Source organism: Streptomyces flavusporus, assembly GCF_046267975.1.
GTDB lineage: Bacteria > Actinomycetota > Actinomycetes > Streptomycetales > Streptomycetaceae > Streptomyces > Streptomyces flavusporus.
Genome location: NZ_CP176503.1, coordinates 4,145,919 through 4,158,586 on the forward strand (window position 1 = coordinate 4,145,919; position 12,668 = coordinate 4,158,586).

Sequence of the window (12,668 nt, forward strand, 5' to 3'; positions counted from 1 at the left end):
ACTTAAAGGCCCCTCAGTCCCATTCCAGGCCGCCGCGCCGCCACACGTACGCGTACGCGACGAAGACGGTGAGCACGAAGAGCAGCATCTCCACGAGCCCGAACACCCCCAGGGCGTCGAACGTGACGGCCCAGGGGTAGAGGAAGACGATCTCGATGTCGAAGACGATGAAGAGCATCGCCGTCAGGTAGTACTTGATGGGGAAGCGCCCGCCACCGGCCGGCGTGGGCGTCGGCTCGATACCGCACTCATAGGCCTCGAGCTTGGCCCGGTTGTACCGCTTCGGACCGATCAGCGTGGCCATGACCACGGAGAAGATCGCAAAGCCTGCCCCGAGGGCTCCCAGTACGAGGATGGGCGCATACGCGTTCACCGCTCCTCGCTCCTCTCAGTCGGCACTGACTGCTGGCGGTTGCATCAGGCTTCACACCTGCCTCACCGGCCCCACGACCCCCGCTCGTCCCGGCGAAGATCGAGAACATGTGAAGCAGGTCACAAGCCCAACTGCCTCGCATCTTATGCCCGCCGCTCTGTGATCTGCGACACGGGGTATTCCACAAGCTTTGTGATCTCCACCACCTGATGAAGGATCATGAAGTCGGATGAGCAGCGATCTTCGCACATGAAGCGTCCAAGTGATCACCAGACGTGACATTTCTGCTCGTCGGCGCAGCTCGGAGGGGTCGTCTCAATATCAAGAGACTTCCGTTGCATGCAAATTGGTGATGGACGTCGCGTCCTGATAGTGGGCGGCGTTCACACCTCAGAGGAAGGAGGGCGCCGCAGTGTGGACGCGTGCACGCGTTCACGAGCGCCGCGGGTGGACACGTGCGGCAGACGCCGTGGCCGCGGTGACCGTTCCGTGACCTCCGTCACATCCATGAGAGGCGCCCAAGAAGGAGGCTTGGCCAACCACCCCAACGAGTGGTAGGCGGGGAGCAATTCGGACCAAACGAAGAAAGCCCATGATCACAGGCTTGATGGGCCGCGTCCGCAATGTCCGTTACGGCGTCAATAAGGAAAGTAACGCCAGGGTTTCGGGGTGCCGGTTGAACAACTGTGGCGCACCACACGTTTCTTGAAGGTATGGAGGAGCCCCTGATACCGGTTGTTCCCATGTCCCACACCGCTCACATACGAAGCCACCGAAAACCCCGCCCGCGCAGCGCCTCGACGCTCGCGATGCGGGCCGGAGTTGCCGGTGGCATCCTCAGCACCGTGGCAGTGGCGGGTGCGTCGGCTTCGGCGAACGCCGCCGAGCCGGTGACGCAGACACTCGAACTGCCCACCCTGACGGCCGACCTGTCCGTCCAGGTCGCCCAGTCCGCGGACGTCACCCAGCAGGCGGCCGCGAACTACGAGCTGCAGGCCGAGCGTGACGCGGCCGCCGCCCAGGCCGCCAAGGAGGCCAAGGCCGACCTCGCGGAGGCCAAGAAGAAGGCCGAGGCCCGGAAGAAGGCCGCGGAGGCCGCACGGCAGGCCGCCGCCGAGCGTGCCGCACGCGACGCCGAGCGGGCCACCCTCTCCACGACCGCCGAAACCGCCACGTCCACGACGGCGTCCGCGCCGGCCAGCGGCAGCGTGGCGACGGTCATCTCCTTCCTCCAGGCACAGGTGGGCGACGCCTACGTCATGGGCGCCACCGGCCCCAACGCCTGGGACTGCTCCAGCCTCGTCCAGGCCGCCTTCAAGCAGGTCGGCGTGGACCTCCCCCGCGTGTCGCAGGACCAGTCGATGGTGGGCACCGACATCCCCCTGTCCGACATCCAGGTCGGCGACATCCTGTACTGGGGCGGCAAGGGTTCGGCGTACCACACGGGTGTGTACATCGGGAACGGCCAGTACCTGGACGCGGCCAACCCCTCCAAGGGCGTCGTCATCCAGGACCTCTCCGGCTACCCGGCGTCGGGCGCGGTGCGCGTGCTCTGACGCAGGGCACATCGACATACGGAAGGGCCGCAGCCGCTCGGGGGCAGCGGCCCTTCCGTCTGCCTGTTCTGCTGTCGTGAGTGCGAGAGGGTAGGGACGGGCGGCAACGGCCGGAAGGTCGATTGCCGGCCGCCTGCAGCACCTCACACACCGGTCAGCAGAAGGAGAGACAGCGATGCCGAGCGTCTTCGTGCAGGGACGGCCCGTCGACTCGTATCCCCCGCTCGCGCCCGAGGCCCGGCGCGGCAAGGTGCGGCGGATCACCGAAGTCGGTGAGGAGGTCCTGCACAAGCCGTGCCGGGACGTCACCGAGTTCGGACCCGATCTCGCCGCGCTCATCGACGACATGTTCCTCACCATGTACATCGCCGACGGGGCGGGGCTCGCCGCGAACCAAGTCGGCGTCGATTTGCGCCTGTTCGTGTACGACTGTCCGGACGACGACGGTGTCCGACATGTCGGGCACATCGTCAACCCGGTGCTGGAACCGCTCGACCCGGCCGGGCGACGGCTGCTCGACGAGGGCGAGGGGTGTCTGTCGGTGCCGGGCGCGGTGATGGACGTAGCGCGTCCGGACCGGGCCGTCGTCCGCGGGTACGACCAGGAGGGCCGGCCGCTGGTGATCGAGGGGACCGGGTACTTCGCCCGGTGCCTCGCGCACGAGACCGATCACGTCAACGGGCACGTGTACCTGGACCGGCTCTCCAGCCGGGAGCGGAAAGAGGCGCTGCGGCAGGTGGCGGACCGGCAGGAGGAGGTTTTCGCCCGCCGGGCCGCCAAGACGGCCGCACTGACCGGCTGATCAGGCCGCACCGAACGCCTGATCAGGCCTTCGGGGCGACCTTGCTCAGCCCGTTGATGATCCGGTCCATCGCGTCGCCGCCCGTCGGGTCGGTGAGGTTGGCGAGCAGTTTCAGGGTGAACCTCATGAGCATGGGGTGCGTGAGGCCGCGCTGGGCCGCGATCTTCATGACCTTCGGGTTGCCGATGAGCTTCACGAAGGCGCGGCCGAGGGTGTAGTAGCCGCCGTAGGTGTCCTTGAGCACGCGCGGGTAGCGCTGGAGCGCGGCCTCCCGCTGGGCCGGCGTGGCCCGCGCGTGCGCCTGGACGATGACGTCGGCGGCGATCTGACCGGACTCCATGGCGTAGGCGATGCCCTCACCGTTGAAGGGGTTCACCAGGCCGCCGGCGTCGCCGACCAGCAGCAGCCCCTTCGTGTAGTGGGGCTGGCGGTTGAAGGCCATCGGCAACGCCGCCCCGCGGATGGGTCCGGTCATGTTGTCGGGCGTGTAGCCCCATTCCTCGGGCATGGACGCGCACCACGCCTTCAGCACCTCCCGCCAGTCCAGCTCCTTGAAGGAGTCGGAGGTGTTCAACACGCCGAGGCCCACATTGGACGTGCCGTCGCCCATGCCGAAGATCCAGCCGTAGCCGGGGAGCAGCCGGTCCTCGCCGGGACCGCGGCGGTCCCACAGCTCCAGCCAGGACTCCAGGTAGTCGTCCTCGTGGCGTGGGGAGGTGAAGTACGTACGGACCGCGACGCCCATCGGCCGGTCCTCGCGGCGGTGCAGGCCCATCGCGAGGGAGAGGCGGGTGGAGTTGCCGTCGGCGGCCACCACGAGCGGCGCATGGAAGGTGACCTCGCGCTTCTCCTCACCGAGCTTGGCGTGTACGCCGGTGATGCGGCCGGTGCGGTCGTCGATGACCGGAGCGCCGACGTTGCAGCGCTCGTACAGGCGCGCCCCCGCCTTCTGGGCCTGCCGGGCGAGCTGCTCGTCGAAGTCGTCGCGCTTGCGGACGAGGCCGTAGTCGGGGAAGGAGGCGAGATCCGGCCAGTCCAGCTGCAGCCGCACACCGCCGCCGATGATCCTGAGCCCCTTGTTGCGCAGCCAGCCTGCCTCCTCGGAGATGTCGATGCCCATCGCCACGAGCTGCTTGGTGGCGCGTGGGGTGAGGCCGTCGCCGCAGACCTTCTCCCGCGGGAACTCGGTCTTCTCCAGGAGCAGTACGTCGAGTCCGGCCTTGGCGAGGTAGTACGCCGTAGTGGAGCCGGCCGGTCCCGCGCCCACGACGATCACATCGGCGGTGTTCTCGGAGAAGGGCTCGGAGACGGGCTGGGAGTGGGGCTCGGTCACGGCGGTCACGGCTGGATCTCCCCAAGTTCGGAAACTGTGTGCCGACCGGCACTGGACATGGGCAGTCTATGCAGCAGAATTGATCAACCGGCTGAAGGGATACCCAGTGAACCGAGCTCTCCCCGTGGTACGGCTGCGTGTCCCCACCGACGAGGACGCCGTGGCGTGGCACCGGGTTTTCGACCACCCGGACGTCATGGAGTTCCACGGCGGCAAGTCCGCCGACCTGTCCGTCTACGAGGAGCTCACCGCCCGTCAGCGCAAGCACGACGCCGAGCTGGGCTTCTGTCTGTGGACGATGCTCGACGCGGAGGACCGGGTCATCGGCTTCACCGGCGCGCAGCCATGGCCGCGGGAGTGGGGCCCGAAGGGCGAGATCGAGATCGGCTGGCGGCTGGGACGGGAGCACTGGGGCCGGGGGTACGTCACCGCGGCCGCGCAGATGACGCTGGAGCGGGTGCGCGCGACGGGCGTGGGCAGTGTGGTGGCGATGGTCAACGCGCGCAACACCCGGTCGATCGCGGTCACCCAGCGGCTGGGCATGCACCTCGCCGAGACCTTCACCAGCCCCGAGTCGGATCTGCTGGGGTACTGCTACCGACTCGAGCTGCGGCAGACGTGACAGACTGTAACGGCCAGCTACAGAAAGCCACTTGACGCTTCCGGACCGCACCCCGGGCGGTTACCCTTCCAGTACCGCTGGGGGGTGACATCTGTGCGCATCACACCCAAGACGCCCGAAGTGCGCGTGCCCAAGTTCGTCGGACTGATGGCCGTGGACGCCCGCGAGACGGCCGAGACACACGGAGTGCTGCTCGCCGCGCCGGACCGGCCCGACTTCCATCTCACCGTCGTCGACTACGTCGTACGGCAGTACCCGCTGCCCGGCGTCGAGGTGCCCCGCGGTGCCGTCGTCACCGTGTGGTTCGACTTCGGCGAGGGCGGGGGCGGCGGTGGCGCGGGCGTCCGCGAACCGCGCCTGCCGAAGCCGCCCGGGGGCGGGCTGCAACGCGAGCTGGACGCACCGGGGGATGCGTTCGAGGTGATCCGGTGAGCGCCCGCCCCGAAGGTGGCTTCAGGCCTTGAACCCCCGGTGCAGCGCCACCACTCCACCCGTGAGGTTCCGCCACGCCACCCTCGACCAGCCGGCCTTGCGCAGCCGTTCGGCCAGCGCGGGCTGGTCGGGCCAGGCGCGGATGGACTCGGCGAGGTAGACGTACGCGTCCGGGTTCGACGACACCGCCCGGGCGACCGGCGGCAGCGCCCGCATCAGGTACTCGGTGTACACCTTGCGGAACGGCTCCCAGGTCGGATGCGAGAACTCGCAGATCACGACGCGCCCGCCCGGCCGGGTCACCCGGTACATCTCGCGCAGCGCGGCGTCCGTGTCCTGTACGTTGCGCAGCCCGAAGGAGATGGTGACGGCGTCGAACACGTCGTCCCTGAAGGGCAGCCGCGTCGCGTCACCCGCCGTCAGCGGCAGCCAGGGGTGCTTCTGCTTGCCGACCTGGAGCATGCCGAGGGAGAAGTCGCAGGGGACGACATACGCGCCCGCCCGCGTGAAGGGCAGCGAGGAGGTGGCCGTACCGGCGGCCAGGTCCAGGACCTTCTGCGCGGGCCGGGCGTCGACCGCCTTCGCGACCTCCCTGCGCCACACCCGGTCCTGGCCGAGCGACAGCACGTCGTTCGTCAGGTCGTACCGTTCCGCGACGTCGTCGAACATCGAGGCGACTTCGTGCGGCTGCTTGTTCAGGGATGCGCGGGTCACGGGCCCATTCTTGCAGCCCGCGTTCACGGGAGGAGTCTGGGCTTCCTCCGCGCCACCACGTCCTCCACCCACCCGCACAGCAGCACGAAGCCGGCGATCAGCGCCCCTCCCACGCCGAACAGGAACCGCTGGCTCTCCAGCGGCAGGTACACCTCGAACGCGGGCACCTTCCAGAGCTGGTCGATCAGCGGGACGGCGAGAATCAGTGCGATCCCGTGCCACAGGTAGACGGTCACCGCGCGCGCGTTGAAGACCGTCACGATCCGGTCGAGCCGGCGGGGCGTTCCAGGGACTTCGCCATCAGGGTGCCGGCCAGGGCGAACATGACCCCCATCGAGGGGAAGACCATGCCCGCCCAGGGCCAGCCGAAGGCGTGGTAGGTGACGACGCGGATGAGGGCGGCGGCACGGAGGGTGTCGAAGTAGCGGTCCCTGGCACCGCTGCCCACAGCGGCAGCCGCAGCAATCGGACTGCCCTTGCGATGCGAGCCCACTTCAGCCCGCCCCGCCGGTGTCCCCACTTCGCCCGTCCGCTTCAGCTTCTGCCAGCGCAGGCGGCCGCCGGTGAGGGCGGTGATGCAGGAATGGATGAGGACGAGGTACGTCATCTGGCGGTAGGCCAGCTGTTGCAGCGGCATCATCAGCAGGTAGCGGTACTTCTCGCGGTCCAGGCGGAAGGCGTACGCCGCCGTCCAGGTACGGGAGTTCGCGGAGGAGAAGGGAATCGCGTGGGTGTCGATGTGGTCGGCGTTCCGCGACCGGCAGTGCGCGGACGAGGACACGGCGCAGGACGACGCGTCGACCAACTGCAGCGGGGTGGAGCAGAGTTCGGGGGCCTTCGGGGAGGCTTTCGCGGGCTGACCGCTATCGGCGCCGGTAGACGATCCGCCCCGCCACCACCGTGGCCACACAGCTCCCGCCCCCACGCTCGGCCAGCTCGTCCTCGTCCCGTACGTCGAACACGGCGAACCGTGCGGCGGACCCGCTCTCCCGCTCCGGCGAAAACTCCACCGGCACCCCGGAGGCGAACGGATCGAGCGCGGGCACTCCCCCGGGCACCCCGAGCCGCCCCACCACGCCGATCCCGGACCGCCGTACGGCAGCCACCACGGCCCGGTTGCGCAGCTCCCCCGCCACCGCGACCGTCCCGTTCGCCAGCATCCGCTGCACCCCGCGCCGGGCGCTGGCCCCCCAGCGGGCCTCGTCCATGGGGAGCGCGGCAAGCGCGTCCCCGGTCAGCGGCTCGGTGCCGAGGGTGTCGGCCTCGCGCGGGTCCGGGTGGTAGGCCTGCTCCAGCAGCTCGGGCCCGTGGAGGTTGACCAGCCCCGGGGTGAGAATGCCGGGCCACTGCCGCACCCGCGCCTGCGGATGCGTGGCGAGGAGTTCCTCCAGGGTGCCGACGGCGGCGATCCACTCACCGCGCACGGCCAGGCATCGGCCCCTGGAGTCGGCGTGCAGTGTCAGCAACTCAGTTGGAGGCGAGCAGCTTCAGCTCCGGATGAGCCGTGCCGCCCTCGATCGCCGTGGACGAGATGTGGGACATGACGCGGTCGTCGACGGGGTCGTTCGCCGGGTCGTCGTGGACGACGAGGTGCTCGTACGTCGTGGAGCGCTGGGCCGGGACGCGGTCCGCCGTACGGATCATCTCGATCATTTCCAGCAGGTTGGAGCGGTGCTTGGCACCGGCCGCCGAGACGACGTTCTCCTCCAGCATGATCGAGCCGAGGTCGTCCGCGCCGTAGTGCAGGGTCAGCTGGCCGGCGTCCTTTCCGGTGGTCAGCCAGGAGCCCTGGATGTGGGCGACGTTGTCGAGGAAGAGACGGGCGATCGCGATCATCCGCAGGTACTCGAAGATGGTGGCCTGTGTGCGGCCCTTCAGGTGGTTGTTCTGCGGCTGGTAGAGGTACGGGATGAAGGCGCGGAAGCCGCCCGTGCGGTCCTGTACGTCACGGATCATCCGCAGGTGCTCGATCCGCTCGGCGTTGGTCTCGCCGGTGCCCATGAGCATGGTGGACGTGGACTCGACGCCGAGGTTGTGCGCCGTCTCCATGATCTCCAGCCACCGCTCACCGCTCTCCTTCAGCGGGGCGATGGCCTTGCGCGGCCGCTCGGGGAGCAGCTCGGCACCGGCTCCGGCGAAGGAGTCGAGGCCGGCGGCGTGGATCCGCCGGATGGCTTCCTCCACGGACACGCCCGAGATCTTCGCCATGTGCTCGACCTCGCTCGCCCCCAGGCTGTGGATGACGAGCTGCGGGAACTCCCTCTTGATGGCCGAGAAGTGCTTCTCGTAGTACTCGACGCCGTAGTCCGGGTGGTGACCGCCCTGGAACATGATCTGCGTACCGCCGAGCTCGACGGTCTCCGCGCACCGGCGCAGGATGTCGTCCAGGTCGCGCGTCCAGCCCTTCGCCTTGTCCTTCGGCGGGGCGTAGAAGGCGCAGAACTTGCACGCCGTGACGCACACGTTCGTGTAGTTGATGTTCCGCTCGATGATGTACGTCGCGATGTGCTCGACGCCGGCGTAACGGCGGCGGCGTGCGGCGTCGGCGGCGGAACCCAGTGCGTGCAGGGGCGCGTCGCGGTAGAGGTCGAGGGCTTCTTCGGGGGTGATCCGTCCGCCGGCCGCGGCACGGTCGAGCACAGACTGGAGGTCGGCCTTCTCGGTCACCGAAGCGTCCCTTTCGTCAAGGGTTGTGGACGGACTGAACCAGCCTACGCCAGCCGTTTTCCCACGTTGCCGTCAGGCCGCGCCCACGAGCAGACCGGTATACGCCCCGGCGAGCAGAAACGGCCCGAACGGAATCGCCGTCTTGCGCCCCGCCTTCCCCACGACGACGAGGGCACCCCCGTACAGCGCCCCGAACACGAACCCCGCAAAGGTCCCGAGCAGCACGGCCTGCCACCCGTACCACCCGAGCACCGCCCCCGCCCCGAGCGCCAGCTTCACATCGCCGAAGCCCATACCGCTGGGGTTGATCAGAAAGAGGACGAAGTATCCGGCGCCGAGCGCGAGGGCGCCGAGCAGGGCGGTCGTCCAGTCGCCGGCGTGCCCGGGCAGCAGCGCGACCAGGCCGAGCAGGACGAGGGCGGCGGCTGCGAGGGGCAGGGTGAGCACATCGGGCAGCCGCTGCACCCGCAGGTCGACGGCCGCGAGCAGCACACCGACGGGCACGATCAGCAGCCAGACGGCGAGTTCGGGCCGCGGGCCGGTGACGGCGGCGAGGGCGGCGCAGAGGAGGACGGTTGCCGTGGCGAGGAGGGGCGTGCTGGGGCCGTACGACTCCATGAGGTGAGTGCCTGGGCCGTACGGCGACGGGGCCGCCGTACATTCCGCGCACCGCGCCCGCCCGATCCACCCCCGGATGGCATGCCCGCCCGGGCACCGCTCCCGCCAGTCCTCCTCGGACGGCACGGAGAACCGATACGCGGCCCGCGGCAGCAGCGCGCCCGCTGCCGCTCCCCACACGGCCGCGCAGGCGATCAGCAGGGGCCCGTTCATCCCGCCGCGGCGACGCCGTTGCGCCAGGTCGGGAGCAGCTCGTCGAGGAGCGCCTCGGTGCGCGGCGGCAGTCCGCGCGCCCCGCTGCGGCCGACGAGGTCGGCGGCGAGGGCCTGGAGCCGGGCGGGGTCGCCGGTGGCGTGGGTGGCACGCAGCAGCTCGTTCCACAGCCGCTCGTCCGCGGGTGCCGTCCGCAGCGCCGCACCCAGCGCCTCGATGGCCTTCTCCGCGCGGTCCTTCTCCAGGTGGAACGCGGACAGCGCGAGCCCGATGTCCGCGACGAGCAGTGGCAGTTGGGCGTCGATGATCTCGTGGGTGAGCCAGCGGTAGCGGCCCTCGGGCCGTTCGGCCAGCAGCGGCCCGCGCACCAGCACCAGCGCGTCCGTCAGCAGTCGTCCGCGTACGGCACGGTTGTCGACGCCCTTGCCCTGCGTGGCCTCGTAGTAGAGGGACCGCAGCACGTCCAGGTCGGACACGACGGACTTGGCGAGCGTGAGCCGCCCGGCCGCGTCGGTGCGCAGCCGGGCGCTGCCGTCGGGGTCGGTGCCGAGCCAGGCGCGCAGCCGCTCGAGGAGCGCCTCGCGTACGTCGTCGGTGACACCGCGCGGCCACAGGGCGGAGGACAGCACGCGCGGGTGGACGCCCTCGCGGTGCAGAAGCAGCAGCGCGAGCGCCTCGTGCAGCAGCGCACTGCGCTCGCCGTCCGGGGTCTCCAGGCCGATGATCTCGTACGACCCCACCAGCCGCGCGTACACCGCGGGCCGCCCCTGCTCGCTGACGTCGACGAGGAATGGCGGGGTGTTGCTCGGCCCGTCGGGCCCGCGCTCGGGGTCGGCGTCGACGAACAGCTCGACGACGGCGCGCTGCTGTTCCAGGGGCAGGAGCTGGGCGTCGAGTTCGAGGCCGAGCAGCGGGGCGAGCAGCCGGCCCTCGCCGGTGATCTCCATCTCCCAGGCGGCGCCGGGCAGTTCACCGCTCTCGCTGCCGGCCAGGTAGCCGATGCCGAGCCGGCTGGCGTCGGCGGCGAGTTCGGCGAGCTTGACGGCGTCCTCGGCGGACGGCTCGGCGGCGAGGAGGACGAGGTGCGGGGCCCAACGGGTGTGCTGGGCAGGGCCGGTGCGCCCGGTGAGCACGGAGTCGTGCCCGGCAGCCCCCAGCGCGCCGCGCCGCTGTCGCGTCTCCGCCTCCATGGTCTCGATCAGATCGTCGATGCCGTCGATGTGGCGGAGCCGGTTCGGCGCGAGCGGTGTCAGATCCTGCCCGAAGCCGACGAGGGTGATGGTCATGCGGTCCGACCAGCCGTTGGTGGCCAGTTCGGCCGCGACCGACGCGAAGACGGCGGCCCGGTCGGCCTCACGCCCGCTCAGGGAGACGATGCCGGGCACGGCCTCCAGATTGAGCAGCAGACGGGAGTCGTCCATGGTGCCGAGGCTGACGAGGCCGGGGTACGGGGCGGCGGTGTCGACGTCCTCGTAGCGCTCGGCGTCGCTGCGGGCCAGCATCCAGAACGTCTGGTCCTGCCCAAGCTGCCAGGGCGCGGGCGGTTTGCCGGCGGGCTGGGCCAGTTGCAGATGCAGATCGCCGTTGCTGAGCCAGGCCGCGTACACGGTCGGCAGCGGCCGCGACTCGGCGGCGAGAGACGCGGCGAGCCCGCGCAGCGACCGGTCCAGCAGTCGTACGCCCTCGGGATCGGCGCCCACGAGCAACGCGTCCTGCATGTCCAGCGCGTCCCCGGTCGGCGTGGGCGGCTCCATACCGCGCCGCCCGCCGACGGCCCCGAGCGCCGACTGCCACAGCGCCTGCCGACGCCGCCGCCCGAGAGCGCCGAGGAGACCGGCGGCGAGGAGGGGGGCGCCGAGGAGGGCTTCGGGGAGGCCGAAGGAGTGGCCGGAGTCGGCGGCGGGGGTGGCGTGCTGCTGCGGTTGCTGATGCTGAGCAGGCTGGTCGGGAGCGGGCCGCTGCTCGGGCAGGGAGACGTGGGAGCCTTCAGAGGCACCCCCGCCCTGCTGCCCCTGCGCGTGATCCCCGCTCTTGGCGTACTCGTTGATCTGCTGCTGCACGTCGGGCGAGACGTTCGGCGCCTCGTCGGGCATCTCGACCAGCTCGCCACCCACCGCATCGCCCGGCATCTCCATGATCCACCCGGGCCGGATGAGACTGGCCTCGGTCAGCTTGGAGCCGTCCGGCTGCACGCGGTCCTTGTTGAGCTCGAAGATCTCCTTGTACCGCCGTCCGTCACCGAGGTGCCGCTCGGCGACCTCCCACAGGGAGTCGTGATGGCGCCCCTCGGGCGGCTGGATCCGGTAGTACTTCGTGTCCCCCTGCTTGGCCGCCTTGCCGTCGTCGGCCTGCGCGGCAACGTTCGAGGCCTGCTCGGCAAGGGCGGCAGCGGTGTTCGCCGCCTGCTCCTGCTGCTGGGCGAACAGCCCCGGCGTCTGCTGTGCCGCAGCAACGGTCCCCTTCTGATTCCCCTCCATGCTCTGCCCGAGCTGCGACAGGCCGGGAGTGAAGCTGGCCGCGGTGGCACCGACCAGCAGCAGCGCGGCGACGAGCTGCCGGGCGAGCATCTGACTGGGCCCGGCCCCGGGCACCCGCCCCGGCACGCCGACCCCCGACAGGGCGGCCTTCACCTCGACGAGCACGCACGCGGTGAACTGCGCCCAGGCGAGCCAGACGATGAAGGTGAGGATGTCCAGGAACATCCCGACGGTGATCTCCTGCTGGAGCCACTCGAGACTCGGCGCCTCGGTCGGCAACGGCCACCCTGCGGTCATCGCGAGCGCAACCGGCACCGCTACGACGAGTCCGGCGAGCGCCAGGAAGGCGAAGAACGCCTTCACAAAGTCCCCGACCGTACGCCGCCGCACCCGCATGGGCTGCGGTGTCCGGTTCCTCGGGGTCGACGGGCCCGTCGAGCTGGGAGTGCTGCGTCGCGGCATGGCGGGTGTCCTGGTCGTGTGGGGAGGGCGTTGAGTTGTGGGTCGTGGGGGTGGATCGAGCCTACAGAGATCTTAGGTACAGGCACTGACACCGGCGAAAGCGGAGAGCCACCAACTCCCGCCTGCCATAGCCCGATTCCTCACCTCCGATCCATGTAAGCCCGAAATCCACCTAAAAATCTCTCGGTTCACACTGAAAGGCCTCTACCCGCCTTTCTCTGTCCCAGCTGTCGCTCATCTCCTCGCCGTAAGCCCTGCGAGCAACGCCTTGTCCGGCCTTCCCGGCGTTCGGCACGCCTGGAAGGCCGGAGGCGTTCTGACGGGGCGACCGGACGAATCCCCTACCCGACCCGGATTTCGGCTGCTCCGGCCGGCCGGGCTGTGCCGCGGGCAGTCCGG

At 70.1% G+C, this 12,668-nt stretch carries 11 protein-coding genes and 3 pseudogenes; 5 read left to right on the forward strand and 9 right to left on the reverse strand.

Annotated elements, in window-relative coordinates:
* Positions 1–13: 13 nt before the first annotated feature.
* Positions 14–373, reverse strand: a complete 360-nt coding sequence (locus tag ACKTSN_RS19575; protein ID WP_007383963.1) for an NADH-quinone oxidoreductase subunit A — start codon at positions 371–373, stop codon at positions 14–16.
* Between the two features lie 713 nt (positions 374–1,086).
* On the opposite strand from ACKTSN_RS19575, the gene ACKTSN_RS19580 reads away from it, so the two are divergent.
* Together ACKTSN_RS19580 and def are read left to right on the forward strand one after the other, a co-directional pair.
* Entirely contained in the window at positions 1,087–1,929 is an 843-nt protein-coding gene (locus tag ACKTSN_RS19580) for a C40 family peptidase (protein WP_409470295.1), read from the forward strand.
* A 175-nt stretch (positions 1,930–2,104) separates the two neighbouring features.
* Entirely contained in the window at positions 2,105–2,731 is a 627-nt protein-coding gene (gene def / locus ACKTSN_RS19585; protein WP_409470296.1) for a peptide deformylase, read from the forward strand.
* Between the two features lie 22 nt (positions 2,732–2,753).
* Here def and ACKTSN_RS19590 read toward each other — a convergent pair whose 3' ends face one another.
* A complete protein-coding gene (locus ACKTSN_RS19590; protein ID WP_385512519.1) occupies positions 2,754–4,073 on the reverse strand; it encodes a geranylgeranyl reductase family protein in 1,320 nt (439 codons plus the stop codon).
* A gap of 97 nt (positions 4,074–4,170) precedes the next feature.
* Between ACKTSN_RS19590 and ACKTSN_RS19595 the strand changes: the two genes are divergently transcribed.
* A complete protein-coding gene (locus ACKTSN_RS19595) occupies positions 4,171–4,686 on the forward strand; it encodes a GNAT family N-acetyltransferase (protein ID WP_409470297.1) in 516 nt (171 codons plus the stop codon).
* A 93-nt stretch (positions 4,687–4,779) separates the two neighbouring features.
* Positions 4,780–5,118 (forward strand): PASTA domain-containing protein, encoded by a 339-nt coding sequence (locus ACKTSN_RS19600; protein WP_224733301.1) that lies wholly within the window; start codon positions 4,780–4,782, stop codon positions 5,116–5,118.
* Between the two features lie 21 nt (positions 5,119–5,139).
* Here ACKTSN_RS19600 and ACKTSN_RS19605 read toward each other — a convergent pair whose 3' ends face one another.
* The 3 genes and pseudogenes from ACKTSN_RS19605 to ACKTSN_RS19615 all read right to left on the reverse strand — a co-directional run.
* Entirely contained in the window at positions 5,140–5,832 is a 693-nt protein-coding gene (locus tag ACKTSN_RS19605) for a demethylmenaquinone methyltransferase (protein ID WP_409470298.1), read from the reverse strand.
* Positions 5,833–5,855: 23 nt separating this feature from the next.
* Positions 5,856–6,325, reverse strand: a pseudogene (locus ACKTSN_RS19610) (hypothetical protein).
* 9 nt (positions 6,326–6,334) lie between these two features.
* Positions 6,335–6,520, reverse strand: a pseudogene (locus ACKTSN_RS19615) (hypothetical protein); the annotation flags it as partial.
* Here ACKTSN_RS19615 and ACKTSN_RS19620 point away from each other — a divergent pair.
* Positions 6,519–6,692, forward strand: a pseudogene (locus tag ACKTSN_RS19620) (hydrolase); the annotation flags it as partial. The pseudogenes ACKTSN_RS19615 and ACKTSN_RS19620 overlap by 2 nt on opposite strands.
* Before the next feature lie 3 nt (positions 6,693–6,695).
* Here the strand turns inward: ACKTSN_RS19620 and ACKTSN_RS19625 are convergent.
* The 4 genes from ACKTSN_RS19625 to ACKTSN_RS19640 all read right to left on the reverse strand — a co-directional run bounded on the left by ACKTSN_RS19625 (position 6,696) and on the right by ACKTSN_RS19640 (position 12,269).
* Complete coding sequence (locus ACKTSN_RS19625) at positions 6,696–7,298, reverse strand: imidazolonepropionase-like domain-containing protein (RefSeq protein WP_409470299.1); 603 nt, start codon at positions 7,296–7,298, stop codon at positions 6,696–6,698.
* A gap of 1 nt (position 7,299) precedes the next feature.
* Complete coding sequence (gene mqnC / locus ACKTSN_RS19630) at positions 7,300–8,499, reverse strand: cyclic dehypoxanthinyl futalosine synthase (protein ID WP_409470300.1); 1,200 nt, start codon at positions 8,497–8,499, stop codon at positions 7,300–7,302.
* Positions 8,500–8,571: 72 nt separating this feature from the next.
* On the reverse strand, positions 8,572–9,330 hold the full coding sequence (locus tag ACKTSN_RS19635; protein ID WP_409470301.1) for a prepilin peptidase: 759 nt from the start codon (positions 9,328–9,330) through the stop codon (positions 8,572–8,574).
* Positions 9,327–12,269, reverse strand: coding sequence for a BTAD domain-containing putative transcriptional regulator (locus ACKTSN_RS19640; RefSeq protein ID WP_409470302.1), 2,943 nt, complete (start codon positions 12,267–12,269; stop codon positions 9,327–9,329). The genes ACKTSN_RS19635 and ACKTSN_RS19640 overlap by 4 nt, the downstream gene beginning before the upstream one ends.
* Positions 12,270–12,668: the final 399 nt, after the last annotated feature.